This is a genomic window from Flavobacteriales bacterium (genome assembly GCA_030584065.1).
In the GTDB taxonomy this organism is placed as follows: domain Bacteria; phylum Bacteroidota; class Bacteroidia; order Flavobacteriales_F; family PHOS-HE28; genus PHOS-HE28.
On sequence record CP129489.1, the window covers coordinates 3,456,798 to 3,480,937 of the forward strand.

A 24,140-nucleotide genomic window follows, 5' to 3' on the forward strand; every position below is an offset into this window, starting at 1 on the left:
GCTCCGTGCGGTTCCATGGCGCTTGGTGCCTGGCACTGCGCCTGTGCGCGCTGGCCGTGCTCCTGCTCGCCGGCGCCGAGGCCGAGGCCGGCGTGGTGCTGCAGGTCGACACCCCGGAGGTCGACCTCGTGTACCCCATCACCGATCCCGTGGCGCCCGGTGCCCCGAGCGGCGGCATGGTGAACCTGGGCGACCCGGAGAACATCCAGAACGAGGTGACCTACGACCCGGTGACCGGGCAGTACATCATGCAGAGCACCGTGGGCGGGAGCTTCGACTACCGGCCGCCCATGAGCATGACGCTGGAGGAGTACCTGGAGTACGACATGGAGCGTTCCATGAAGACGTATTGGCTCGATCGCGTGGAGCAGGAGAGCGAGGTGGCGCAGAAGAGCCTCATCCCCGTGCTGAAGGTGCGCGGCAAGGCCTTCGACCGGATCTTCGGCGGCAACACCATCGACATCAAGCCCCGCGGCTCTGCGGAGATCATCTTCGGGCTCAACATCAGCCGCACGGACAACCCGCGCATCCCGGTGGACCAGCGGCGGATCACCACCTTCAACTTCGATCAGCGCATCCAGCTCAACCTGATGGGCAGCATCGGGGAGAAGCTGAAGATCACCACCAACTACAACACACAGGCCACCTTCGACTTCGAGAACCAGGTGAAGCTCGACTACACCGGCTACGAGGACGAGATCATCCAGAAGATCGAGGCCGGCAATGTGAGCCTGCCCCTGCGCGGCACGCTGATCCAAGGCAGCCAGAGCCTCTTCGGCCTCAAGACCCAGCTCAAGTTCGGGCGGCTCACCACAACCGCCATCTTCAGCCAGGAGAAGGGCCAGCGCCGCAACGTGCAGACCCAGGGAGGGGCGCAGACCACCAACTTCGATATCAAGGCGGACGAGTACGAGGCCAACAAGCACTACTTCCTCAGCTACGCCTTCCGCGAGCAGTACGAGAATGCGTTGCGCACGCTGCCCACGGTGAACAGCGGCGTGCAGATCACCCGCGTGGAGGTGTGGGTGACCAACATGCGGCAGGACTACCAGCAGAACCGCAACATCGTGGCCTTCACCGACCTCGGCGAGGACGCCAGCCCTGCCTCGGTGGCCGCCGGCCGCGTGAGCGCCGATATGCCCCCCGGTCTGCTGCTGGATGCCCCCGGCGCCTTCGCCGACAATGCCGCCAACAGCCTCTACGCCACGGTGAGCGCCAACGCCGGCATCCGCAGCTTCGTCAATGCCAGCGGCGCGCTCCAGGCGCTGGGCCTGCAGCCCGCGCGCCATTTCGAGAAGCTCGAGAGCGCCCGCCTGCTGGGCCCCAACGAGTACACGCTCAACACCCGGCTGGGCTTCATCACCCTCAACCAGCAGCTCAATAACGATGAGGTGCTCGCCGTGGCCTTCCAGTACACCCTCGATGGGCAGACCTTCCAGGTGGGCGAGTTCAGCACCGACGGCATCAGCCCGCCCGATGCGCTCATCCTGCGCCTGCTGAAGGCCACCATCACCAACCCGCGGCTGCCGCTGTGGGACCTGATGATGAAGAACGTGTATTCGCTCGGCGCCTTCCAGGTGAACCGCGAGAACTTCCGCCTGGAGGTGGTGTACAACAACCCCACCACCGGCGTGGACATCAATTACGTGCCCCGAGCGCCGGTGGACCAGATCCCGCTGCTCCAGACGGTGGGCATGGACCGGCTCGACCCCAACAACGCCCCCAACCCTGACGGCTGGTTCGACTTCATCGATGGCGCCGCCACCACCGGGGGGACCATCAACACCCAGAACGGGCGCGTCTACTTCCCGGTCCTGGAGCCCTTCGGCAGCTACCTCGACCGACAGCTCATCGGCCCCAACCCGGCCTCGCCGATCCAGCCGCCCGAGGTGCGGCGCACCATCGTCTACCAGCAGCTCTACGACAGCACCAAGATCGCCGCGCAGAACATCCCTGAGCTGAACCGCTTCAAGCTCAAGGGCAGCTACCGCAGCGCCAGCAGCGATGTCATCAACCTCAATGCGGTCAACATCCCCCAGGGCAGCGTGGTGGTCACCGCCGGCGGGGTGCGGCTGGTGGAGAACCAGGACTACACGGTGGACTACAACCTGGGCCGCGTGCGGATCCTGAACCAGGGCATCCTGGAGAGCGGCACGCCGGTGAACATCGCCCTTGAGAGCAACTCCCTCTTCAGCATCCAGACACGCACGCTGGCCGGCGCGCGCTTCGATTACACCATCAGCAAGGACCTGGTGATCGGCGGCACGGTGATGAACCTTTACGAGCGCCCGCTGACCCAGAAGGTGAACGTGGGCGAGGAGCCCATCAGCAATACCATCGTGGGCCTCGATGCCAACTGGCAGACCCGCTCGCAGTGGCTCACCAACCTGGTGGACAAGCTGCCCTTCTACGCCACCAAGGAGGAGAGCAGCATCACCGCCAGCGTCGAGGGCGCCTACCTCATCCCCGGCCACAGCCGCGCCATCGGCAACGCCGGCACCAGCTACGTGGACGACTTCGAGGGCAGCGTAAGCGTGATCGACCTGCGCACGCAGAGCCTGTGGTTCCATGCCAGCACGCCGCAGAACATCAGCCTCTTCCCCGAGGGCTCGCTCGTGAACGACCTCGGATCGGGCTTCCGCCGTGCGCAGCTCAGCTGGTACGTCATCGACCCGCTCTTCTTCCGCAACAACAACCTCACCCCCTCCCACATCGCCAACGATGCCCAGATGCGCAGCGACCATCGTATGCGCGAAGTGCTCGAGAACGAGGTGTTCCCCTTCCGCCAGCTCCCTGCGGGAACCCCCAACAACATCCCGGTGCTCGACCTCACCTACTATCCCGATGAGCGGGGCCCGTACAATTACGAGACCGACCCCAATCGGCTCAATCCTGATGGCACCTTCAACGATCCCGAGAACAACTGGGCGGGGATCATGCGCAGGATCACCACCACCGATTTCGAGAGCAGCAACATCGAGAGCATCCAGTTCTGGCTGATGGACCCCTTCCAGGAGGGCGTCTTCGGCGCCAGCAACGAGGACAGCCAGAACAGCACCGGCGGATGGCTCTACTTCGACCTGGGCAACATCAGCGAGGATGTGCTGCGCGACGGGCGCAAGGCCTTCGAGAACGGGCTGCCCAAGGACCTGAACGACTTCTCATCGCCCACGGACGAGACCACTTGGGGCGTGGTGCCCACCACCCAGAACGTGGTGAACGCCTTCGCCCTGCTACAGAGCAACAGCAACCGCTTCCAGGACGTGGGCCTCGACGGCCTCGCCAGTGCGCAGCAGGACAATTCGCAGCGCAACGAGCAGATCTTCTTCGACGACTACCTCACCCAGGTTTCAGGAGCGGTGACCGACCCGGTGGCCTACAACCGCATCGTGGCCGACCCCAGCAGCGATGATTACAGCTTCTTCCGCGGCGCCGCGCTCGACAGCAGGCAAGCCGACATCCTGGAGCGCTACAAGCGCTTCAACAATCCCGAGGGCAACAGCGTCACCGACGAGGACAGCCCGGAGGACTACCCCACCCAGCAGACGGTAATCCCCACCACGGAGGACATCAACCTAGACCAGAACCTGGCCGAGGGCGAGAGCTATTTCCACTACGCCATCCCGCTCCGTCCGCAGGACATGGTGGTCGGCCGGAACTTCATCACCGACCGCATCCTGGCCGAGGCGTCCACCCCGGCCGGCACCAAGCAGGTGTACTGGTACCAGTTCAAGATCCCGGTTCGCCAGCCCACCGAGGTGATCAACGGCATCCAGGACTTCCGCAGCATCCGCTTCATGCGCATGTACCTGCACGGCTGGCAGCAGCAGGCCACCCTGCGCTTCGCGCGCCTGGAGTTCGTGCGCGGCGAATGGCGCAAGTACGAGCAGGGCCTGGAGGCCCCGGGCGAGGTGCCCGGCGGCGACCCGGACCCCACCACCTTCGCCGTGGCCGCCGTGAACATCGAGGAGAACGGCACCCGCTACCCGATCAACTACGTGCTGCCCCCGGGCATCAACAAGGAGGTGGACGTGGCCAGCGCGAACCTGCGCAACCTCAACGAGCAGAGCCTGCAGCTGAAGGTGTGCAACCTGCGCGACGGCGATGCGCGCGCGGCCTTCCGCAACGTGCAGTTCGACATCCGCAGCTACAAGAAGCTGCGCATGTTCATCCACGCCGAATCATCTGACCTGGGGAACCCCGCGGCCTTCGGGGACGTGAGCGTCTTCGTCCGCATCGGCAACGACCTCGACGCCAACTACTACGAGTACGAGGTACCGGTCACGCTGAGCACGCCCTTCAACAACGACCCCTACAACGTGTGGCCCGAGGCGAACGACATGATCATCGAGTTCGCCAAGCTCAACGACCTGAAGATCCTGCGCGACCAGAGCGGCTTCCCGCGCAACCTGCGCTACGCCGGCACCGATGGCAACCGCCGCGTGTTCATCAAGGGCAGCCCCAACCTGAGCCAGCTGCGGTCCATCATGATCGGCATCCGCAACCCCAAGCGCGACGGGGAGGAGTCGAACCCTTGGGCCGCGGACAACGGCCTGCCCCAATGCGTGGAAGTCTGGGTGAACGAGCTGCGCCTCACGGACTTCGACCAGCGCGGTGGATGGGCGGCCGTGGCCCGGGTGAACGCCCAGCTCGCCGACCTCGGTACGGTGAGCGTGGCCGCCAATTACAGCACCCCCTTCTGGGGCAGCATCGACAAGCGCGTGAGCGAGCGCCAGCGCGAGACCCGCTACGGCGTGGATGTGAGCGCCAACCTGGAGATGGGCAAGTTCCTGCCCGAGAGCTCCAAGGTGCGCATCCCCATGTACATGGGCTATAGCGAGGAGGTCCGTAACCCGCAGTTCGACCCGCTCAACCCGGACATCGAATGGAACGATGCCACCCGCGCGCTCTCGCGCGAGGAGCGCAAGGAGCGCCTGAAGCAGTCGCGCACCTACACCCGGAGGCGCAGCCTCAACTTCACCAACGTGCGCAAGGAGCGGGCGGAAGGGAAGAAGGAGCGGCTGTGGGATGTGGAGAACCTCGCACTCTCCTACAGCTACACCGACCAGGAGTACTTCGACGTGAACACCGCGTACGAGAACACCCGCACCTACCGCGGCAGCCTGGCCTACCAGTTCGCGCCCAAGCCGTTGGTCATCGAGCCGTTCAAGGGCATCGGCTTCGTGGGCAAGAGCAAGTGGCTCAAGGCCTTCAAGGACTTCAACGTCAACCTCGGCTTCAAGCAGGTGAGCATGCGCACCAGCATGGACCGCCAGTACCTGGAGCGCCTCGTGCGCCCCAACCCCGACATCGAGTCGCTGCCGCCGCGGCCCATGTACAACAAGAACTTCAACTGGGTGAGCCAGTACGGCTTCAAGTACGACATCACCCGTTCGCTGAAGCTCGACTTCAACGCCAACAACCTGGCCGTGGTGGGCGAGACCCCCGGCCGCGTGAACCCGAAGTTCAAGGATGAGTACGCCCTCTGGAAGGACAGCGTGCTCACCAGCCTGCGCAGCTTCGGCGAGGTGACGCGGTACGACCACACCGTTGCGCTTACCTACACGCTGCCCCTCGACAAGCTGCCGCTCACCGACTGGATCACGTCCAACGCCAGCTACACCGCCGGCTACCAGTGGGACCGCGCGCCCTTCACGCAGGATACCCTGGGCCACGTGATCCAGAACTCGCGCAACATCTCGCTCAGCGGCCAGTTCAACTTCGTGAGCCTCTACAACAAGAGCAAGTGGCTGAAGAAGATCAACGACAAGGCCAAGGGCCGCCCCGCCAAGCCGGCTACCACCCCGGCCCGAGACGGCGTGCGGCCCAGGAAGGATGAGGAGGAGGACAAGAAGCCCAAGGAGAAGGTGAATGTGCTGGAGGCCCTGGCCCGCGTGATGATGGCCATCCGCACGGGCTCCATCACCTACAGCCAGACCAATGGCACCCTGCTGCCCGGCTACGATCGCAAGACGAACATCGTGGGCATGGACAACTTCGGCGCTCCGGGGCTCGGCTTCATCCTGGGCGAGCAGAACACCGACCTGGCGGGCGAGCCCGTCCGCGACTTCGCCCGCACGGCGTCCCAGCGCGGCTGGCTGGTGCGCACCCCTTCCATCTTCAACCCCTACACCACCACGCGGAACGAGAACATCAGCGCGCGGCTCTCGCTGGAGCCGTTCAAGGGCATGCGCGTGGAACTCACCGCCAATCGCACCATGGCGGAGAACCGACGCTCCTTCTTCCGCTGGAACAATGACCTGGGCGACTACGTGAACGACAGCCCCAATGAGACGGGCAGCTTCAGCGTGAGCATGCTCACCTGGCGCACCGCCTTCGTGAAGGACGACGGCAACGCGGTGAACGCCGTGTTCCAGGAACTGCTCGCCCAGCGGGCCGTGGTGAGCGGGCGCCTGGGGGCGGAGAACACCCAGTCGCAGCTCGACCCTGCCACCGGCTACTACACCGGGTACGGCCCCACCAACCAGGACGTGGTGATCCCCGCGTTCCTCGCCGCTTACACCGGCCGGCCCGTGGACAAGGTGAAGCTGAATCCGTTCAAGCAGACGCCGATGCCCAACTGGGACATCACCTACGACGGGCTCACCAAGATCCCGATGTTCGCCAAGTGGTTCCGGACCTTCACCCTGAAGAACAGCTACCGGAGCAGCTTCAACATCGCCAGCTTCCAGACCAACATGCTCTTCGTGCCCGGGCAGAATGCCGTGGATGCGGCTGGCAACTACATCCCCGAGCGGCAGATCACCGTGGTGACGGTGCAGGAGGCCATGCGCCCGCTCATGGGCTTCGACGCCACGCTGAAGAACGGCCTCCTCGCCAAGGTCGAGTACAACCGCGACCGCAACCTGAGCCTGAGCCTCTCCAACTACCAGATCACCGAGGCCCGGGGGATCGAGTACGTGGTGGGCACCGGCTACCGCTTCAAGAACGTGAAGCTGCCGTTCTCCGTCGGTGCCAAGAAGCCCAACAGCGACCTCAACCTGCGGGTCGACCTGAGCCTGCGCGACAACTTCACCGTCATTCGCAAGATGGAGGAGCGCCAGAACCAGCTCACCGCAGGCCAGAAGGTGCTTTCCATCAAGACCAGCGCCGACTATGTGCTGAACCAGCGCCTCAACGTGCGCCTCTTCTACGAGCGGGTGGTGAATACCCCGGTGATCACCACCTCGTTCCCCAGCGCCAACACCAACTTCGGCATCAGCCTGCGCTTCACCCTCGCGGAGTGAGGCCGGCGCACCGCGCCTGCCGATGGGCAGGTGGCCATTCGGGCTTCGTTTCTACTTTCGGCCGCCGCGGACCAACGGCATCGCCGCACGGGCCGCCGACAACCATCAACCCGACAACCGGATTCCCCATGAACATCCCCGCCGATCTGAAGTACACCAAGGACCACGAATGGCTGCGCATCGAAGGCGATGAGGCTGTAGTGGGCATCACCGACTTCGCCCAGGGCGAGCTCGGCGACATCGTCTTCGTGGACATCGGCTCGGTGGGGCAGGCGCTCGACCGGGAGGCGGTGTTCGGCACCGTGGAGGCCGTGAAGACCGTCAGCGACCTGTTCATGCCGGTGAGCGGCACCGTGTCCGAGGTGAACCCCGGCCTGGCGGATGATCCGGCCAGCGTGAACAAGGATCCCTACGGTGCCGGCTGGATGGTGCGCGTGAAGCTCAGCGACCCCGGCCAGGCGGCCGACCTGCTCAGCGCCGAGCAATACAAGGCCTTGGTGGGCGCCTGAACGCCCCATGGTGCGGGCCTTGCGCTGGGCCTTCGCGTGGGCCCTGCTCATCCTTGTGCTATGCCTGATGCCGGGCCGCGCCCTGCCCGCTTGGCATTGGGCCGACCTCCTCAGCGTGGACAAGGCGGTGCATGCCGGGCTCTTCGCCGTGCTGGCGGTCTTGGTGCTGCTGGGCCTGCGTGCCCATGCCGGCGGAGCCCCCCTTTCGGTTCCGGCGATCCTGTGGGCCGTGGCGACCTGCATCGCCTATGGGGGGCTTCTGGAGCTCATGCAGCAGCTGCCTGCCCTGGGGCGCCGGGGCGACCTCAATGACCTGCTGGCCAATACCGCGGGGTGCGGCCTGGGCTGGCTCTGGGACCGGTACCGGCGGCCCAAGGGCCGGTAGGCACCCGATCGCGCCGTTGCGTAGCTTTGAACCGCTGTCGCCCCGAGGTGTACAGCCAAGAAACGACCGCCATGGAAGTCCGCAAGAACCCCGAAGTCGACCTGGAGAAGCGCAAGGGCAGCTTGCTGCTCATCGGATTGCTCACGGCACTGGCCATCACGCTGGTGGCGTTCGAGTGGACCACCTTCGAGGAGAAGCTCGAGGGCTTGGGCCAGTTGGAGCTCGACCTGCTCGAGGAGGAGGTGATTCCGCCTAGCGCCACCCCGCCGCCCCCACCGCCCCCGCCGCCCGCCCCTACGCAGATCATCGAGATCGTCGATGATGAGGAGGAGGTGGAGGAGACCGAGGTGATCGATACCGAGGTGAACGAGGAGACGGTGGTGGAGGCCCCCGTGCAGCGCGAGGAGGAGGTGGTGGAGGAGCAGATCTTCACCATCGTTGAGGAGATGCCCGAGTACCCCGGCGGCGAACTCGAGATGAGGAAGTACCTGGCCAAGGCCATCAAGTACCCCCAGATGGCCCAGGACGCGGGCATCAGCGGCACCGTCTTCCTCACCTTCGAGGTGGACAAGGACGGCAAGATCAAGGACGTGAAGGTGCTGCGCGGCATCGGCGGCGGCTGCGACGAGGAGGCCATCCGGGTGGTGAAGGCCATGCCCGCCTGGAAGCCCGGCAAGCAGCGCGGCAAATCCGTGCGCGTGCAGTTCACGCTGCCCATCAAGTTCACCCTGCGGTGATCGCCTGCCCCATGGAATGATGAAGGCCCCGACTCACCGGGGCCTTCGCTTTTAGCGCTTGCGTGACTCACACGATCATGCCGGCGGCCACCGTTTCGTTGGTGGCCTCGTCGATGAGGATGAGGCTGCCGGTGTAGCGGTTGCGCTGGTACTTGTCGAAGTGCAGGGGCACCGTTGTGCGGAGCTGGACCCGGCCGATGTCGTTCATGCGGATGGTGTTGTCCTCCGCCTTGTGCAGGGTGCTGATGTCCATCTTGTACTTCACCTCCTTCACCATGCACCGTGCATCGCGGCCGGTGTGCTTGAGGGCGTACTTGCCGCCGGGCTGGAGCGGGCGCTCGTTGAACCAGCACAGCATCACGTCCACGTCCTGGCTGCTCTCGGGCACATTGTTCGGGCTCACCAGCATGTCGCCGCGGCTGATGTCGATCTCGTCGTTCAGCGCGATCACCGCGCTCTGCGGCGCGAAGCATTCCTCCACCTCGCGCTCGCCGATGTGGATGCTCTTGATGGCGCTCTGGAATCCGCTCGGAAGCACCTGGATCGGGTCGCCCTTGCGGAAGACGCCTCCGGCCACGCGCCCGGCGAAACCGCGGAAGTCATGCCACTCATCGGTCATGGGCCGCACCACGTATTGCACGGGGAAGCGGCGATCGATGTGGTTGAGGTCGCCGGCGATGTGGACGTTCTCCAGCAGGTACATGAGCGTGGGGCCCTGGTACCACGGCATGTTCGTGCTGCGCTCCACTACGTTGTCGCCCTTCAGCGCGCTGATGGGGATGTAGCGGATGTCGCGCACCTCCAGCTTGCTGCTGAAGTCCTCCAGTTCCTTCTGGATGCGGGTGAAAGTGGCCTCGTCGTAGTCAACCAGGTCCATCTTGTTGATGCAGAACACCACGTGCGGGATGCCGAGCAGCGAGGCGATGAAGCTGTGGCGACAGGTCTGCTCCAGGATGCCCTTGCGCGCGTCCACGAGGATGATCGCCAGGTTGGCCGTGCTGGCGCCCGTGACCATGTTGCGTGTGTACTGGATGTGGCCCGGCGTATCGGCGATGATGAACTTCCGCTTGGGCGTGGCGAAGTAGCGGTAGGCCACATCGATGGTGATGCCCTGTTCGCGCTCGGCGCGGAGCCCGTCCGTGAGCAGCGACAGGTCCACCTCGCCGCTGCCGCGCTTGGCGCTCGCGCGCTCCACCGCCTCCAGCTGGTCCTCGAAGATCTGCTTGGTGTCGTAGAGCAGGCGCCCGATCAGGGTGCTCTTGCCGTCGTCCACGCTGCCCGCCGTGGTGAAGCGGAGCAGGTCCATGTCCAGGTAGCCGTGGGTCGAACTGTCTTTCATTATCTGATCATCTCATTCTCTGATCATCTGATCAGAAGTATCCCTCTTTCTTCCTGTCCTCCATCGCGGCCTCGCTCCGCTTGTCGTCCATGCGGCTGCCGCGTTCGGTCACGCGCGAAGAGGCTACTTCCTCGATGATCTCCTCCAGCGTGCTCGCCGGCGAGTCCACCGCGCCGGTGCAGCTCATGTCGCCGATGGTGCGGAAGCGCACGCGCTTCCTATAGGGCTTCTCCTCGGGCTTCAGGCGCATGAAGGAGCTGTTGGCGTAGATCACGCCGTCGCGGTCGAACACCTCGCGCTCGTGGCTGAAGTAGATGCTGGGGATGGGGATCTTCTCCAGCAGGATGTACTGCCACACGTCCATCTCCGTCCAGTTGCTGATGGGGAACGCGCGGAAGTGCTCGCCGGGGCGCTTTTTGCCGTTGTACAGGTTCCACAGCTCGGGCCGCTGGTTCTTGGGGTCCCACTGGCCGAACTCGTCGCGGTGGCTGAAGACGCGCTCCTTCGCACGGGCCTTCTCCTCGTCGCGACGTCCGCCACCGATGGCGCAGTCGATCTTGTGCTTCTCGATGGTGTCGAGCAGGGTCACCGTCTGCAGCTTGTTGCGGCTGGCGTAGTAGCCGGTCTCCTCCTGTACGCGGCCGGTGTCGATGCTCTCCTGCACGCTGCCCACGATCAGCTTCGCGCCGTGCTCCTTCACGAGGTCATCGCGGAAGGTCATCGTCTCCTCGAAGTTGTGGCCGGTGTCCACGTGCACGAGGGGGAAGGGCACCCTGGCGGGGAAGAAGGCCTTCCGGGCCAGGTGGAAGCACACGATGCTGTCCTTGCCGCCGCTGAAGAGCAGGGCCGGGTTCTCGAATTGCGCGGCCACCTCGCGCAGGATGTGCATGCTCTCGCTCTCGAGCTCCTTCAGGTGGGTCAGTCGGTAGGAATGCATGGTCGGTTCTATTTCACCACAGAGGCACGGAGGTCACAGAGAAATGCGAAAGTGGCCTGAGCGGAATGGCCTCTGTGCCCTCTGTGTCTCTGTGGTGAGCGCATTTGATCAACTGCGTTGCACACGCGGCAGGATGAAGTTCAACAGTTCGGTGGTGCTCGCCTCCTCACTGCGCCCTTGGGTGGCGATTCGGATGGCGGGTGTGGGCGGTGCCTCGAACGGCGCACTGATGCCCGTGAAGTCCTTCACCTCACCGGCGCGGGCCTTCGCGTAGAGCCCTTTCACATCGCGGCGCTCGCACTCCTCCAGCGGGGTGTCCACGAACGCCTCCAAGAAGTCATCCGCACCGATGATGGCCTTCGCCTGCTCACGGATAGCGATGGTGGGGGAGACGAAGCAGCTGATCACCACGGCGCCGTTCTGCGCGAACAGCTTGGCCACTTCCGCAATGCGCCGGATATTCTCCGTGCGGTCGGCCTCCGAGAAGCCCAGGTTGTTGTTGATGCCCGTACGCACGTTATCGCCGTCGAGCACTACGGCGTAGCGTCCGCGCTCGTGCAGCGCGCGTTCCAGGCCGATGGCGATGGTGCTCTTGCCGCTGCCGCTCAGGCCGGTCAACCATACCACGCAACCGCGCTGGCCCAGCAGGGTCTCCTTGGCGGACCGTTCCAGCAGGCGGTGCTGGATGGGGTGGATGTGGGCGGGGGCGGCCATCGGCATTCGGGCCGCGAAGGTACTGACTTCCAAGGCGCTGGCAGGGGTGCTCGGCACGATGGCGCAGGCATCCGGCTATCTTTGGCGGGCATGGCAATCGCAACCCGTTCCCGCACTGCCCCGGCCCTCGACCTGCGCACGACACCAACGGTGGACCAAGTGGGCATCGAGGAGCGCGTGGCCCGCATCAAGGCCCGCAGCATCAAGAAGGAAACGAAGGTGCAGGGCATGAAGCTGGCCCTCAGCATGATCGACCTCACCACACTGGAAGGCGCCGACACACCCCACAAGGTGCAGCAGCTCTGCTACAAGGCCATGCATCTGCACGACCAGCTCCCCGGCCTGCCCACGGTGGCCGCGGTGTGCGTGTATCCCTCCCTGGTAAAGGTGGCGAAGAAGGCCCTCGGGGAGAGTGGGGTTAAGGTGGCCTCCGTGTCCACCGCGTTCCCCAGTGGCCAGGCCCCACGCAACGTGAAGATCGCCGACACCCGGTTCGCCGTGAGCGAAGGCGCCGACGAGATCGACATGGTGATCAGCCGGGGGCGCTTCCACAACGGCGAATACGGCTTCGTGTTCGACGAGATCGCGGCCATCAAGGAAGCCTGTGGCGAGGCCCGTCTGAAGGTGATTCTGGAGACCGGCGAGCTGGGCACCTACGACAAGGTGCGCCTGGCCAGCGACATCGCCATCGCGGCCGGCGCCGACTTCATCAAGACCAGCACCGGCAAGATCAACCCCGCCGCCACCATGGAGGTGACATTGGTGATGCTGCATGCCATCCGCGACCACTACCTGCGCACCGGGCGGATGATCGCCATGAAGCCCGCCGGCGGCATCCGCAAGAGCAAGGAGGCCCTCCACTACCTGATGATGGTGAAGGAGGAGCTCGGCCCCGAGTGGCTCGATCCGCACTGGTTCCGCTTCGGCGCCAGCAGCCTGGCCAACGACATCCTGATGCAGCTGCAGAAGGAGGCCGACGGGCACTACCAGAGCGCGGACTACTTCAGTATGGATTAGGCTGGCGCCAACCGCCCGCTGTTCACATCCCGGCAGCTTCCCCGATGGGAGATCAGGGAACCACTGATACGTTCGCTCTCTACCGATCACCCCATCATGAGGACACGCTCCGCACTCATTGCCTTTTCCTTCGCCGCCGCTGCCACCGCCCAATGGGCCCAGGTGAACGATGGCATCGCCAGCCTGGCCAATGGCGCCTACACCCTTGGCGCCTCCGACAGCCATGTCTTCGCCAAGACGCTGACGGCACTCTACCGCAGCGCCGATAACGGCGACAACTGGGAGGAGATCGATCCGCCCATCGCGAACAACACCACCGAGTGCGGCATCTTCTTCAACGGCCGCTACTTCGCCGGGCTGAATGCCGCCACCGCCTGCATCCACTACACCGACGACAACGGCGACAGCTGGACCGAGGCACCGGGAGCGCCCACGGCCACCGTGGTGCGCGGCTTCCTGGCATACGGCGGGGCGCTTTATGCATACACCAGCAGCGCCGGCATCTACCGCACCATTGACGGCACCAATTGGGCGGCCGTGAACAACGGCCTCACAAGCCTGAATGTGATCGGCATGAGCGCTGCCGGGCCATACTTCCTCGCGGCCACCATCGGCGGCGGCGTCTTCCGCACCATCAATGCCGCCTCATGGACCCAGGCCACGGGCATCGCCCCCGGCGATCTGAACGGTGAGAACACCTGGGGCATGGGGAACTTCCAGTACTACACGGCCCAAGGCGGGGCGATCTACCGCTCGGCGGACTTCGGCTCTTCCTACACCGCATGGACCGCACCGGCGCAGTTCGGCCTCGGCCTGCTTGAGGTGAAGCGCTTCGGCACAAGCCTGTACATAGAGTCGCGCCATTTCGCAGGGGGTGGCCTGCGCGACAGCCTGTACCGCTCCACGAACGAGGGCGCCAGCTGGGTGAACATCACCGGCAACCTCAATGCCGCCGACCTCAACGGCAGCGGCATCCTTCAGCACGACGGCTATGTGTTCATCGGGTATAACATGATCTCTCCGGGACAGGGGATCTACCGGTACGCATTGTCCACGGGCATGTACGAAGCGGATGGGGTGTTTCAGCCACGCGCCTTCCCGAATCCCACCGCTGACCGCGTCACGGTCCAGATGCCGCCGCAGGCTATGGGCGCCCCATACCGCGTGCTGGGGATCACCGGCGCCGAGGTGCTGCGCGGGCAGGTTGTTGGCACGCCATGGCAGCTGGACCTGTCCGGACTCCCCGCCGGCAGCTACATGCTGCATGTGGATGGCGCGGAGGTGATGCCGGTGCGCTTGGTGAAGCGCTGACCCGTTCACTGGCCTGTGACGCGTGGTCCTACCTTGGCGGTATGATCACCTCCGATGTGTTCGTGAAGATGGCGCTCGACGCCTGGACCAGTGAGATCAGGTACACCAACGCGCTGCTGGAGAAGCTCACCGACGAGCAGCTGATGCAACCGGTGGCCCCCGGCCGCAACCGCGGCATCTACCTCCTCGGCCACCTCACCGCCGTCCACGACCAGATGCTCCCCCTGCTGCGCTTTCAGGAGACGATCCATCCAGCGCTGTACAAACCCTTCCACGATGAACCGGACGGTGCCGTGGCCGACCTTCCGCCCATCGCCCAGCTACGCGCCCAGTGGAAGGAGGTGAGCGAGACCTTGCTGAAGCACATGGCGGGCCTTGCTCCGGAGGAGTGGTTCACGCGCCACGCCAACATTGCCGAGGCCGACTTCCCCAAGGAGCCGCACCGCAACCGCCTGAACGTGGTGATCAGCCGCACGAACCACCTGGCCTACCACCGGGGGCAGCTGGCGTTGCTGGGCAGCAAGTAGGATCCACCTCGGGAGCCAAGGACCACGGCTGCGGCCATTATTCCGCCCGAATGCACAGCAGTGACCTGGAGAGGTTCTAACCCACTGCCGGCAATTCGTCCAAAAGCACCTTGAGTTCCCGCGCTGTGATCGTGCCTTGTTCCGACTTGTCATAGATCGTCAGCAGTTCAACGCGTTTATGCACGTGGATCACGCAGGTGATCACACGCGCGCCACCCGACTTTCCGCCGCCTTTGGACTTGATCGATAGCCGGACCTTGAAACAGCGCTTGCCGATCGGTGTGCCCTGTTCCGGATCACGTTCGAGCAGGCTCACCAATTGCAGAAGCTCCGCCTTCAGCGAGGCGTACTTCTTCACCAACCGCTTTGCCTTCTTCTGGAAGGTGGGCGATACACCGACCTTATAGCTCATTCAGGAATGCGCGTGCCGACCGGAACTTGCTTTTGCCGGCCATGTGGTCATTGACCTCCTTCAGTGCCTGGCGCAGTTCCGCCACGAACTTCTTTTCCCTGGTGGTAAGCGCACGCCTGATCCCTGCCGTGCCCTTCCGACGCTGGCTGGCTTCCGCGCGCTCCACCTCCACGCCACCGATCTTCAGCAGCAACTCGGCCACCTCCTTCTCCTTCTTCGGGTCGTGGATATCGATGATCAGACGCGTCATGATGATACGAATATACGTCGTCCGCGCTCCTACCTTCGCTCACCGCCTTCGCCGTTCCGGCTTCGGCGCACGCACCATCGATCCCGCCAACGCGCAGAACCTCGCGCGCATCGCCGAGGCCGGTGAGGCCGATGTGGACGCCGCCGTGAAGGCCGCCCGCGAAGCTTACGACACCGTGTGGAGCAAGAGGAACAACACGGCAAGCAGGATCATGGCATAGGGGGACAAGCCTTGTGTTGGCTGAACGTCCGTTTGGATCTTGCACATCGCTGACGGATCGCACACCGCGAATTCCGGGAGGTACTAACAAAGGTTCTATTGCGATGCGGTCCTTGAGGCAGTTGCTTTGGCCCAGGAACAAACACTCCATGCGCAGACATCTTACCCTATCCTTGGCGAGCGTCATCGTCCTCAGTGGTGCCTTCGGGCAGACCCCAACACCCGCTGGTGTCTTCGGCACCAATGGCTGCGCGGACATCGACATACTGCCCACACAGACGTCATTCCTTAAGAGCCACGCACTTCAGCCCGACGGAAAATTGCTGCTGGCAGGCTGGGGCGGAAATGGATTCCCCTTCGTTGCATGCATGGCACGGATCGATACGGCCTGCGGAGAGCTCGACCCCACCTTCGGGCAGAACGGTGTGCTCACGCATCATTTCGAGCAACGAACCATCTGCAATAGTATTGCGCTGCAGGCCGATGGCAAGATCGTGGGCGCCGGGTTGATCGCCGCCAGTAACGGGGGGTCCGGTCAGTTCCCCGGCGTGTGGCGCTACAATGCCGACGGCTCTGTGGATAGTACCTTCAACGGAACCGGCTATAACAACACAGCGTTCTCCTCAGGCTTTCCCCCGGGCGAGGCAGAGGAGGTCTTCATCGATGCGGACGGCCGGATCCTGGCGGCCATCCTGGGCTATTCTCAGCTGGGCGTGTTCCGCTATACGACCGATGGCGTGTTGGATACCAGCTACTCGGTCGATGGGCGTGCCGAAATGTCCGTGGGCTACACCCCGTTCACCGATAACCTGGGCGCGGTGATGGACCCCGATGGATCGGTGACTCTTGCGGCCTTGGTGGGCACGAGTCCCTCTCCCCCGTACTTCATCGCTCTGGCCCGTTTCCTTCCGGATGGGCAGCCCGACACGGCATTCGGGGTGAACGGCCTGGCCGAACACCCCACCGTGATCGCGACCCAAGGCCAGGCGGATGGCTTCAAAGACTGGAGCATCGTGCGTCGCCCAGGGGGCGGTTACCTGGTGGGCTATGGTGTGCAACTCGGTGTCACCAGCCCCAGTGTTGCGGCGTTCATGGAGGACGGCGCCATCGATCAGTCATTCGGCACCGATGGCATCTACCACTTCACCGATGAGAATGCAGCAGGTAGCGGGCTGTGGATGGAACCCGATGGCAGCGCACTGCTCTTCCTCAGGCACAACTTCAACAGCGGGCCTGGAGCCATTGTGAAACTGACACCCAATGGTGAGCCGGACCCGAGCTTCGGGAACAATGGCCTGCTGCTGGTCCCCTTCGGCGCACCGCTGGATGGTAGAGGGTTTGTCCATGGCTTCCGACTGCCCGGCGGCGACCTCATGGCTTACGGTTTCAACAGCAATACGGGACACGGTTCGGTGGTGCGCTTCAGCCTCAACGCAGAAGCGAACGCATTGCCCGTGATCTCCTACGATTTTCCGGACCTCATCGTGAGCGGCGGCGGAAGCGCCCAGTGGTTCCTTGATGGGGCTCCCATCAACGGCGCCACCGCATCCAACCACACCCCCACACAGAACGGTAACTACACCGTGGAGATGAATTCCTTCGGATGTGTGAACACCTCGCCTCCCTTCCAGTTCCTGAGCACGGGCCTCAGCGAGTTGCACGATGGCGGCATCGCGGTCCGGCAGGATATGGCAGCCCGTCTGCTGTTCGTGAGCAATGATGGCGCCGCTGTGCCCTGGCAATTGCTCGATGCCAGCGGGCGTGAAATGCAGCACGGCCTGCTGCGCACGGGTGCGAATGAGCTGTGGCTGTCCAACCTGCGGAGTGGACTTTACATGCTGCGTGCAGGACGCCACGTCCACCGCTTCGTGATGCCTTGACCATCGATCCCGGTAGCGCATGCCCGTTCGTGACCGGACGGGCATGCCTGCTTTCGGCCCGTTCGTTGGGTGATGCTCCCCAAGGCTGTAGCTTCGCTTCGCGACATGGCCCGCTTATCGGGCCGATGCGAGCAGGGATATGGCAACCAAGAAGAAGTCGATCGACTGGGCATTGGCCCCCGCCCCCGAGTCCAAGGACCACGTCAAGGTCCAAGAGCAATACGAGCTCTTCATCAACGGCAAGTGGCAGAAGCCGAAGAGCGGCAAGTACTTCGACACCATCAACCCCGCCAACGAGCAGAAGCTCGCGCGCATCGCCGAGGCCAACGACGCCGATGTGGACGCCGCCGTGAAGGCCGCCCGCAAGGCCTACGACACCGTGTGGAGCAGGATGCCCGCCGCCGAACGCGCCAAGTACATCTACCGCATCGCGCGTCTGTTGCAGGAGAAGGCCCGCGAGTTCGCCGTCATCGAGAGCATGGACGGCGGCAAGCCCATCCGCGAGAGCCGCGACGTGGACGTGCCGCTCGCCGCCGCGCACTTCTTCTACTACGCCGGTTGGGCCGACAAGCTTCACTACGCGTTCCCCGGCAAGACCGTATCGCCGCTCGGCGTCGCCGGCCAGGTGATCCCCTGGAACTTTCCGCTGCTCATGGCCGCGTGGAAGCTCGCGCCCGCCCTGGCCTGCGGCAACACCGTGGTGCTGAAGCCCGCCGAGACCACGCCGCTCACTGCGCTCACCCTCGCGAGCATCCTGCAGGAAGCCGAACTCCCCGATGGCGTCGTCAACATCGTCACCGGCGCGGGGGCCACGGGCGCGGCGGTGGTCAACCATCCGGACGTGAACAAGGTCGCCTTCACCGGCAGCACCGGCGTGGGCAAGCTCATCCAACGCGCCACCGCGGGCAGCGGCAAGAAGCTCACCCTCGAGCTCGGCGGCAAGGCGGCCAACATCATCTTCGCCGACGCCACCATCGACCAGGCCGTCGAAGGCATCATCAACGGCATCTACTTCAACCAGGGCCACGTGTGCTGCGCCGGCAGCCGCCTCTTCGTGGAGGAGGCCGTGTACGACGAGGTGATCCGCAAGCTCAAGCACCGCATGCGCTCGCTCGTCGTGGGCGATCCGCTCGATAAGAACACCGACATCGGCGCCATCAACAGCCGCGAGCAGCTCGGCACCATCAACAAGTACCTCAAGGCCGGCATGGCCGACGGTGCCGAGATGTACCAGCCGGCGTGCGACCTCCCCACCAAGGGCTTCTGGTGCCGCCCCACGCTCTTCCTCAACGTGGCGCAGAGCGCGCGCATCGCGCAGGAGGAGATCTTCGGCCCCGTGCTCGCCGTGCAGACCTTCCGCACCGTGGACGAGGTGATCCAGAAAGCCAACAACACCCCCTACGGCCTCAGCGCCGGCGTGTGGACGGACAAGGGCTCCAAGATCTTCAACCTCACCAGCAAATTGCGCGCGGGCGTCATCTGGGCCAACACCTACAACAAGTTCGATCCCACCTCACCCTTCGGCGGCTACAAGGAAAGCGGGTATGGCCGGGAAGGTGGGTTGCATGGGTTGGGGGCGTATCTGAATTTGAATTAGGGCGTGCCGGCGCCAAGTGCGCGCCGTCGGGCTATCCGCAGTAGTCCTCGCTTCGCTGCGGGCTACTTGCTTCTATCCCTCACGCGATGACGCACAGCCATGAGCCACCGTTCAAACACGCACACCGCGACCAGCACGTTGTGCAGCTTCTTCTATCCATCGCCCCATGTTGTTATAACCGTCATGGTCTACCCAATCGTAAATGCGAACAGTGTCTGCGAGCGTTCTCGGAACCAACCAATGGTCCTCAACAACGACCTTGCTGAAGGGATTCTCGCCCCTCAACCAAGATGTTCCATAACGTGGGCATTTGAGCTGATGGATGTGGATGCCAAGCAACCCCAATCCCAATTCATGGCTCCTTTTGATCTCGTAGTTCACCCATGGCCGATTGGCCGTCTCCGAGCCAATCAAGACCACGGTGACAGTTGCACCATCTAACTGTGAGTTGATCCATCGCTTGATGGCGGCTTCGCCTTGTCGCTCGAGTTGCTCCCACTCGGCGTGATCGATGAAGCCCGATTGCTGGTATCCACCTTTGGTCATGCCGCTGTTGCGAACCTGACTAACTCGGAAGATGTCCTTTTGGTAGTGGAAACTGAAGAATACACGTCGTGCCATTGGACTTGCGGTGTTTGTTACTTGAGGATTGCCATCATACCGCTGATGACAGCGACGATGGTGCCGTGAAAGAGAAGTAGCGTAGTGCTGTGCATACTGTTGACCCATGTGTCACGTTCGCTTTCATGCGGCTGCGTCTTCATACTGTATAGGTCCGCCTTTCCGGATCTTGCGGCCTCGTATAGCGACCTGAACTTTCTCTCTTGTGCCAGGTAGTAAGCGTCGAGGCACCAGAAGAGAATGCAAGGGAAGTAGCTCACGACGGCAAAGGACCGGTCTGAGTCTTTCGCGGCAAGGGCGAACAAGGCCGCAACCAGCGTGACAGACCAGCCCTTAATCAGGAAGGAATTCACTGCCATCCGAGTGATGGTTATTTGAAGCAACTCCAAGTGCTTGCGTTGATCTTCGTTCATGGGTTTCTAGGGATGGCCGTTTGCAACCCAGGCATCAAAGTGCTTATATCGTGTGCGGTCAGATTGGTTGTGGATGTTCACGTTTCGCCGCGGGTGATTCCCTTTTTCGGCCAGAGGATATAGGCCGAGATACTCTACACCCTTGAAGGTGCTTTGGCCTGCTTCAACCACCGGAAGGATAGCGACATGGCCATGCTGCACGACTTCGCCTGCGAGCTTGCTATCAAAGCCGTCGAAGTAGCCACACTCCCACGGCATCCATTTCGAGTCCGTGGCATTGGTGGTTGTGAAGAAGAAGAGCGACTTACACTGCCGCATTCTTTTCCGAAGCACATCAGCCGTCGCAGGCGAGACTGCCGAACGGTCCAATTGCCGATCGTGGATCCAGTCGACGTAAACAGAGAATCCGGACTGGCTCAGTAGTGTGTATATGCCCAGGACAATGGACTTATCAGCGAAGGCGTGTGAAAGAAAGATGTCGAAAGTGCGCACCGGTGTTTCCTTCGCAGCCTCTGCGAGTTGCCTGAATTTGCCCTCAGCGCGAACGTTCAGGGCAGCTTCGTAGAGCAGGTCACTGGCTGTTGCTCCTGAGGCCTGAGCCGCAGACTGCCGTACTTCTTGCTTCGTAAAGAGACTCATGTGCTAGAGGGGCTTGAGGTGGAGTTGTGCTGCGCCTACTTCTTGCGGTTGTAAGGCGCCTGGTTCGTGGGCTTCAAGGAAACGTTCTCGGCGGAAGCCTTGGAGTAAACCGCGTCAGGGGTGCGTCCCAGCTTGAGGCCAATCACTCGTGTTGGTGTGTTCTCGCTGGCCAGTTTCGCGAGTTGCTTGACTTCGGTCGAAGTCCAAGGTTTGCCGGTGTTGCGCGTCGATTTGCTCATGGTCGTCGTTGTTGTTTGTTATTCGTCGTTCAGTGCATCTGGAAGGGCAGCAATCACGAGCCCTTGGATCATTAGGTCATCGGTCACTACGATCGGCCTGTGTCCGGCAGCTTCGTCGTTGGAGCGAGGTCGAAGAATGACGTGTTCCCCCTTACGGTCGAACACCTTGATGGTGGCCTCGTTGTCGACAAGCGCTACAACGATCTCGCCGGGGTTGGCATGGGCCTGCTGCCTCACCAGCACGAGATCACCAGGGTTGATCGGGATCGGCGCAGTATTCATGGAGGTGCCAAGGGCGCGCAGCAGAAAGTGCGTGTAACCGGGCTTGGCGATCCTTGTAGAGACCCTCACCCAGCCCTGTGGCTCCTGTTCCGCCAACGTGGGAAGACCGCATGCAGCAGACCCGACCAGAGGAACATCTACGGTGTGCGGCGTGGCAGCGCTCACCTCGTCGACCAATGAAATTTCTCCGTCCTCGTATTTCAGGAGATCCTTGTTCGCCAATCGTTGCAGCATCATCTGGACAGAGCGTGGCGAGTTGTACCCCACTACGTTGCCAATGGCACGCAGGGACGGAGCCTTACCGGTAGCCCGGAGGTAGTTCCGAATGAAGGTGAGTCCCTTGCGGTCTTGCTCGTCAGAGCTCATGTGTGCGTAATTTGTCGCCAAAGGTAAGGAAGAGGGTGGTCATATTGTCCACCTACATGACGATGTTGGTATAGAGGTGGTTGCCTCGGTCGAGTGAATGATTTTAGGAATGGTTCTCGGACAGTCGATTGACAGTCGGCCCCTACGCAACATCGTTTCGTTTGTTTCGTTTAACTTCGTGTCGCCCATCCCGCACGCCATGCCCGCCCTAGAGACCCCTACCCCCCCGCCCACGCGCTCCGAGCAGGAGGCCGCGCGGCGATCGTTCCCGGCGCTCGAGGAGTCGTTGAAGAGCCTGACCCGCAAGGACACCACGGAGATCGAGATCGAGGAGACCTCCCAGAAGATCACCGTGCCCACCATGGCGCTCCAGCTCCTCACGCGGATCCTGAAGGACCTGGGGGAGGGCCGCCCCGTGCAGATCGTCCCCATCGCCGCCGAAATGACCACGCAGGCCGCCGCCGAGATGCTCGGCTGTTCGCGACCGCATGTGGTGAAGCTGCTGGAGCAGGGCAAGATCCCCTTCACCAAGATCGGCAAGCACCGCCGCATCCGGTATGAGGATGTGATGAAGTACCGTCAGGCGATGAAGGAGGCGCAGAAGCAGCACCTCAAGGACATGATGCGCGACGACGAAGAGGCCGGGCTCTATGATACTTAGCGTTCGCTTCACGTGTGTCCTGGACACCAACGTCATCTACCCGGTCAACATCCGGGACCTGCTGCTGTGGTTCGCGCACTACGACCTCTTCACCGTGAAGTGGAGCAGCGGCATTTGCGAAGAGTGGATCAAGGTGATGCGCGCGAAGGGGGTTGATGAGCGAACGATCGCCAAGCGCATCCAACGCATGAGCGATGCCTTCCCGGATGCCCTCGTGGAGAACTACGATGGCCTAATCGAAGCCTTGCAGCTTCCAGATATGGACGACCGCCATGTGCTGGCCGCGGCGATCAAGGCCAACGCCAACCTGATCGTCACGAACAACCTGAGCGATTTCCCAGCCGCGGAGTTGGCCAAGTATGGGCTGGAAGCGAAGAGCGCCGATGACTTCCTCACGGACATCATCGACCTGAACCAGACGCGCGCATTGGAGGCCTTCAAGGAGCTGGTGGCGAATCGACGATCCCCGGAGCTCGACGCCTATCAGGTGCTGGACCAGTTCAGGAAGGTGGGCCTGAAGAACACGGCCGACTATCTCCATGCACTGCTGTGATGCATGATCGTAAGTGTTGCATTGAGCATGAGCGAATACCCTGCTGATCTCTGAAGCACCATGAAACCCGGAGCCAATAACGAACGCGTCTTCAAGATGCCCTTCGCCAGCGTGTATCCGCACTATGTGACGAAGGTGGAGAAGAAGGGACGCACGAAGGAGGAGCTGCACCAGGTCATCACGTGGCTCACGGGCTACGATGAGCAGGCGCTTCAGCAGATCATCGCCGACCAGACCGACTTCCGCACCTTCTTCGCCGAGGCCCGTCTGAACCCGAACACCACCAAGATCACCGGCGTGATCTGCGGCTACCGCGTGGAGGAGATCGCCGACCCGCTGATGCAGCAGATCCGCTACCTGGACAAGCTGGTGGATGAGCTGGCCAAGGGGAAGGCAATGGAGAAGATCTTGCGGGAATGACGCTGCGTGCGCTGGGTACTCATCGCGGTATCTGCTTCAGCAGCTCTTTCAATCGCTTATTGGTCAAGGTGGCCTGTTCGCTCTTGTCGTAGATCGCCAACAAATACACCTCTTCACGCACGGCCACCACACAGGTGATCACGCGCGCGCCGCCTGACTTCCCTGCGCCCTTTGACTTGATGGCCAAACGGATCTTGTAGCAACTGCTGCCGAGCGGCGTGCCCATGTGTGGTTCTTCCGCCAAAGCGTTGCCGAGTTCGGCCAGCTCGGACCTCAGGGACCGGTACTTCTTCGCAAGTCCCTTGAGTTCTTTGACGAACTCCGGGATCGGTATCACGTCAAAGCTCATCGAGCACCTCTTTCAAGGTCTTGAGCTTCCGTTTTCCGGCGATGTGCTCGTCCATTTCCTTGAACGCGCGGGTAAGACCCTTCACGAACTTCTCCTCCTGCGGGGTCATGGGCTTGCTCAGCTTGGGACGGCGGCTGGTGGTCGCTTTCGCCGCACGGCGCTTGGACGTCTTCGCCGTCGATGGCGCACGCCGCACCTCAACACCCTCGATCTCGTTCAGAATGTCGGTCACCAGCTTCTCCTTGCGGGGATCGGTGATGTTGACGAGCAGGAGTTTCATGGTCGTGTAAAGGTAATGCGACCATGGCCCGCAGTGCCATCGCTGCTCACGACCGGGGCTCTTCACTCCCAAAGATCACACGTATGGCGCGCGCACCAGCGTGCAGCGCTGATCGGGTTTCGGGGCTTAGAGTACGTGTTGCAAGGAAATGCTTGAACACGCTACTTGTAATACCATTGAATTCCAGGCCCGTACTAGCCGCTTTCCATTCCTCCTCCATCTCGGGGATCGGGCTT

The 24,140-nt window shown here is 62.8% G+C and carries 25 protein-coding genes; 13 read left to right on the plus strand and 12 right to left on the minus strand.

Going from position 1 to position 24,140, the window contains the following annotated elements; translation table 11 throughout:
* Positions 1-5: 5 nt before the first annotated feature.
* From sprA to QY325_14325, 4 genes are all read left to right on the plus strand, one after another.
* Positions 6-7,247: a cell surface protein SprA gene (gene sprA, locus QY325_14310; GenBank protein ID WKZ65929.1), complete on the plus strand. Its 7,242-nt coding sequence runs from the start codon at positions 6-8 to the stop codon at positions 7,245-7,247.
* A gap of 128 nt (positions 7,248-7,375) precedes the next feature.
* Positions 7,376-7,756 (plus strand): glycine cleavage system protein GcvH, encoded by a 381-nt coding sequence (gcvH, locus tag QY325_14315; GenBank protein ID WKZ65930.1) that lies wholly within the window; start codon positions 7,376-7,378, stop codon positions 7,754-7,756.
* A gap of 67 nt (positions 7,757-7,823) precedes the next feature.
* Positions 7,824-8,141, plus strand: coding sequence for a VanZ family protein (locus tag QY325_14320; protein ID WKZ65931.1), 318 nt, complete (start codon positions 7,824-7,826; stop codon positions 8,139-8,141).
* 71 nt (positions 8,142-8,212) lie between these two features.
* Positions 8,213-8,878, plus strand: coding sequence for an energy transducer TonB (locus tag QY325_14325; GenBank protein WKZ65932.1), 666 nt, complete (start codon positions 8,213-8,215; stop codon positions 8,876-8,878).
* Between the two features lie 67 nt (positions 8,879-8,945).
* On the opposite strand, the gene cysN is transcribed toward QY325_14325, so the two are convergent.
* The 3 genes from cysN to cysC form a co-directional block, all read right to left on the minus strand.
* The gene (gene cysN / locus QY325_14330; GenBank protein ID WKZ65933.1) at positions 8,946-10,217 is read right to left on the minus strand and encodes a sulfate adenylyltransferase subunit CysN; all 1,272 of its coding nucleotides are present in this window, start codon (positions 10,215-10,217) and stop codon (positions 8,946-8,948) included.
* Positions 10,218-10,248: 31 nt separating this feature from the next.
* Positions 10,249-11,154, minus strand: coding sequence for a sulfate adenylyltransferase subunit CysD (cysD, locus tag QY325_14335; GenBank protein ID WKZ65934.1), 906 nt, complete (start codon positions 11,152-11,154; stop codon positions 10,249-10,251).
* Positions 11,155-11,262: 108 nt separating this feature from the next.
* On the minus strand, positions 11,263-11,874 hold the full coding sequence (gene cysC / locus QY325_14340; GenBank protein WKZ65935.1) for an adenylyl-sulfate kinase: 612 nt from the start codon (positions 11,872-11,874) through the stop codon (positions 11,263-11,265).
* Between the two features lie 84 nt (positions 11,875-11,958).
* Here cysC and deoC point away from each other — a divergent pair, with 84 nt between their 5' ends.
* From deoC to QY325_14355, 3 genes are all read left to right on the plus strand, one after another.
* Positions 11,959-12,885 (plus strand): deoxyribose-phosphate aldolase, encoded by a 927-nt coding sequence (gene deoC / locus QY325_14345; GenBank protein ID WKZ65936.1) that lies wholly within the window; start codon positions 11,959-11,961, stop codon positions 12,883-12,885.
* A 96-nt stretch (positions 12,886-12,981) separates the two neighbouring features.
* Entirely contained in the window at positions 12,982-14,196 is a 1,215-nt protein-coding gene (locus tag QY325_14350; GenBank protein ID WKZ65937.1) for a hypothetical protein, read from the plus strand.
* A 41-nt stretch (positions 14,197-14,237) separates the two neighbouring features.
* Positions 14,238-14,723, plus strand: a complete 486-nt coding sequence (locus QY325_14355; protein ID WKZ65938.1) for a DinB family protein — start codon at positions 14,238-14,240, stop codon at positions 14,721-14,723.
* Positions 14,724-14,799: 76 nt separating this feature from the next.
* Here QY325_14355 and QY325_14360 read toward each other — a convergent pair whose 3' ends face one another.
* A complete protein-coding gene (locus QY325_14360) occupies positions 14,800-15,135 on the minus strand; it encodes a hypothetical protein (protein ID WKZ65939.1) in 336 nt (111 codons plus the stop codon).
* The gene (locus QY325_14365; GenBank protein ID WKZ65940.1) at positions 15,125-15,385 is read right to left on the minus strand and encodes a hypothetical protein; all 261 of its coding nucleotides are present in this window, start codon (positions 15,383-15,385) and stop codon (positions 15,125-15,127) included. Before QY325_14365 ends, QY325_14360 begins: the two co-directional genes overlap by 11 nt.
* Here QY325_14365 and QY325_14370 point away from each other — a divergent pair.
* From QY325_14370 to QY325_14380, 3 genes are all read left to right on the plus strand, one after another.
* Complete coding sequence (locus QY325_14370) at positions 15,384-15,605, plus strand: aldehyde dehydrogenase family protein (protein ID WKZ65941.1); 222 nt, start codon at positions 15,384-15,386, stop codon at positions 15,603-15,605. The genes QY325_14365 and QY325_14370 overlap by 2 nt on opposite strands.
* Before the next feature lie 148 nt (positions 15,606-15,753).
* A complete protein-coding gene (locus QY325_14375; protein ID WKZ65942.1) occupies positions 15,754-17,484 on the plus strand; it encodes a hypothetical protein in 1,731 nt (576 codons plus the stop codon).
* A 139-nt stretch (positions 17,485-17,623) separates the two neighbouring features.
* The gene (locus tag QY325_14380; protein ID WKZ65943.1) at positions 17,624-19,081 is read left to right on the plus strand and encodes an aldehyde dehydrogenase family protein; all 1,458 of its coding nucleotides are present in this window, start codon (positions 17,624-17,626) and stop codon (positions 19,079-19,081) included.
* 111 nt (positions 19,082-19,192) lie between these two features.
* Here QY325_14380 and QY325_14385 read toward each other — a convergent pair whose 3' ends face one another.
* The 5 genes from QY325_14385 to lexA are packed head-to-tail and all read right to left on the minus strand — an operon-like array spanning position 19,193 to position 21,641.
* Positions 19,193-19,702, minus strand: coding sequence for a TIR domain-containing protein (locus tag QY325_14385; GenBank protein ID WKZ65944.1), 510 nt, complete (start codon positions 19,700-19,702; stop codon positions 19,193-19,195).
* A 17-nt stretch (positions 19,703-19,719) separates the two neighbouring features.
* Complete coding sequence (locus QY325_14390; protein ID WKZ65945.1) at positions 19,720-20,115, minus strand: hypothetical protein; 396 nt, start codon at positions 20,113-20,115, stop codon at positions 19,720-19,722.
* 6 nt (positions 20,116-20,121) lie between these two features.
* The gene (locus QY325_14395) at positions 20,122-20,754 is read right to left on the minus strand and encodes a hypothetical protein (protein ID WKZ65946.1); all 633 of its coding nucleotides are present in this window, start codon (positions 20,752-20,754) and stop codon (positions 20,122-20,124) included.
* A 35-nt stretch (positions 20,755-20,789) separates the two neighbouring features.
* On the minus strand, positions 20,790-20,993 hold the full coding sequence (locus QY325_14400; GenBank protein ID WKZ65947.1) for a hypothetical protein: 204 nt from the start codon (positions 20,991-20,993) through the stop codon (positions 20,790-20,792).
* Between the two features lie 18 nt (positions 20,994-21,011).
* Entirely contained in the window at positions 21,012-21,641 is a 630-nt protein-coding gene (gene lexA, locus QY325_14405; protein ID WKZ65948.1) for a transcriptional repressor LexA, read from the minus strand.
* A gap of 199 nt (positions 21,642-21,840) precedes the next feature.
* Between lexA and QY325_14410 the strand changes: the two genes are divergently transcribed.
* From QY325_14410 to QY325_14420, 3 genes are read left to right on the plus strand one after another with little or no spacing between them, the layout of a single operon-like run.
* Positions 21,841-22,302, plus strand: coding sequence for a helix-turn-helix domain-containing protein (locus QY325_14410; protein ID WKZ65949.1), 462 nt, complete (start codon positions 21,841-21,843; stop codon positions 22,300-22,302).
* Positions 22,292-22,855: a PIN domain-containing protein gene (locus QY325_14415; GenBank protein ID WKZ65950.1), complete on the plus strand. Its 564-nt coding sequence runs from the start codon at positions 22,292-22,294 to the stop codon at positions 22,853-22,855. Before QY325_14410 ends, QY325_14415 begins: the two co-directional genes overlap by 11 nt.
* Before the next feature lie 60 nt (positions 22,856-22,915).
* Entirely contained in the window at positions 22,916-23,275 is a 360-nt protein-coding gene (locus tag QY325_14420) for a DUF2200 domain-containing protein (protein WKZ65951.1), read from the plus strand.
* Positions 23,276-23,294: 19 nt separating this feature from the next.
* Here the strand turns inward: QY325_14420 and QY325_14425 are convergent, their stop codons facing one another.
* Positions 23,295-23,624: a type II toxin-antitoxin system RelE/ParE family toxin gene (locus QY325_14425; GenBank protein ID WKZ65952.1), complete on the minus strand. Its 330-nt coding sequence runs from the start codon at positions 23,622-23,624 to the stop codon at positions 23,295-23,297.
* Positions 23,614-23,904 (minus strand): hypothetical protein, encoded by a 291-nt coding sequence (locus tag QY325_14430; GenBank protein ID WKZ65953.1) that lies wholly within the window; start codon positions 23,902-23,904, stop codon positions 23,614-23,616. The genes QY325_14425 and QY325_14430 overlap by 11 nt, the downstream gene beginning before the upstream one ends.
* Positions 23,905-24,140: the final 236 nt, after the last annotated feature.

What these genes read in the sequence shown, in the direction of transcription:
- gcvH (WKZ65930.1), top strand. Translation starts at nt 7,376, where the DNA reads ATGAACATCCCCGCCGATCTGAAGTACACCAAGGACCACGAATGGCTG.
- QY325_14320 (WKZ65931.1), top strand. Translation starts at nt 7,824, where the DNA reads ATGCCGGGCCGCGCCCTGCCCGCTTGGCATTGGGCCGACCTCCTCAGC.
- QY325_14325 (WKZ65932.1), top strand. Translation starts at nt 8,213, where the DNA reads ATGGAAGTCCGCAAGAACCCCGAAGTCGACCTGGAGAAGCGCAAGGGC.
- cysN (WKZ65933.1), bottom strand. Translation starts at nt 10,217, where the DNA reads ATGAAAGACAGTTCGACCCACGGCTACCTGGACATGGACCTGCTCCGC.
- cysD (WKZ65934.1), bottom strand. Translation starts at nt 11,154, where the DNA reads ATGCATTCCTACCGACTGACCCACCTGAAGGAGCTCGAGAGCGAGAGC.
- cysC (WKZ65935.1), bottom strand. Translation starts at nt 11,874, where the DNA reads ATGCCGATGGCCGCCCCCGCCCACATCCACCCCATCCAGCACCGCCTG.
- deoC (WKZ65936.1), top strand. Translation starts at nt 11,959, where the DNA reads ATGGCAATCGCAACCCGTTCCCGCACTGCCCCGGCCCTCGACCTGCGC.
- QY325_14350 (WKZ65937.1), top strand. Translation starts at nt 12,982, where the DNA reads ATGAGGACACGCTCCGCACTCATTGCCTTTTCCTTCGCCGCCGCTGCC.
- QY325_14355 (WKZ65938.1), top strand. Translation starts at nt 14,238, where the DNA reads ATGATCACCTCCGATGTGTTCGTGAAGATGGCGCTCGACGCCTGGACC.
- QY325_14360 (WKZ65939.1), bottom strand. Translation starts at nt 15,135, where the DNA reads ATGAGCTATAAGGTCGGTGTATCGCCCACCTTCCAGAAGAAGGCAAAG.
- QY325_14370 (WKZ65941.1), top strand. Translation starts at nt 15,384, where the DNA reads ATGATGATACGAATATACGTCGTCCGCGCTCCTACCTTCGCTCACCGC.
- QY325_14365 (WKZ65940.1), bottom strand. Translation starts at nt 15,385, where the DNA reads ATGACGCGTCTGATCATCGATATCCACGACCCGAAGAAGGAGAAGGAG.
- QY325_14375 (WKZ65942.1), top strand. Translation starts at nt 15,754, where the DNA reads ATGCGCAGACATCTTACCCTATCCTTGGCGAGCGTCATCGTCCTCAGT.
- QY325_14380 (WKZ65943.1), top strand. Translation starts at nt 17,624, where the DNA reads ATGGCAACCAAGAAGAAGTCGATCGACTGGGCATTGGCCCCCGCCCCC.
- QY325_14385 (WKZ65944.1), bottom strand. Translation starts at nt 19,702, where the DNA reads ATGGCACGACGTGTATTCTTCAGTTTCCACTACCAAAAGGACATCTTC.
- QY325_14390 (WKZ65945.1), bottom strand. Translation starts at nt 20,115, where the DNA reads ATGAACGAAGATCAACGCAAGCACTTGGAGTTGCTTCAAATAACCATC.
- QY325_14395 (WKZ65946.1), bottom strand. Translation starts at nt 20,754, where the DNA reads ATGAGTCTCTTTACGAAGCAAGAAGTACGGCAGTCTGCGGCTCAGGCC.
- QY325_14400 (WKZ65947.1), bottom strand. Translation starts at nt 20,993, where the DNA reads ATGAGCAAATCGACGCGCAACACCGGCAAACCTTGGACTTCGACCGAA.
- lexA (WKZ65948.1), bottom strand. Translation starts at nt 21,641, where the DNA reads ATGAGCTCTGACGAGCAAGACCGCAAGGGACTCACCTTCATTCGGAAC.
- QY325_14410 (WKZ65949.1), top strand. Translation starts at nt 21,841, where the DNA reads ATGCCCGCCCTAGAGACCCCTACCCCCCCGCCCACGCGCTCCGAGCAG.
- QY325_14415 (WKZ65950.1), top strand. Translation starts at nt 22,292, where the DNA reads ATGATACTTAGCGTTCGCTTCACGTGTGTCCTGGACACCAACGTCATC.
- QY325_14420 (WKZ65951.1), top strand. Translation starts at nt 22,916, where the DNA reads ATGAAACCCGGAGCCAATAACGAACGCGTCTTCAAGATGCCCTTCGCC.
- QY325_14425 (WKZ65952.1), bottom strand. Translation starts at nt 23,624, where the DNA reads ATGAGCTTTGACGTGATACCGATCCCGGAGTTCGTCAAAGAACTCAAG.
- QY325_14430 (WKZ65953.1), bottom strand. Translation starts at nt 23,904, where the DNA reads ATGAAACTCCTGCTCGTCAACATCACCGATCCCCGCAAGGAGAAGCTG.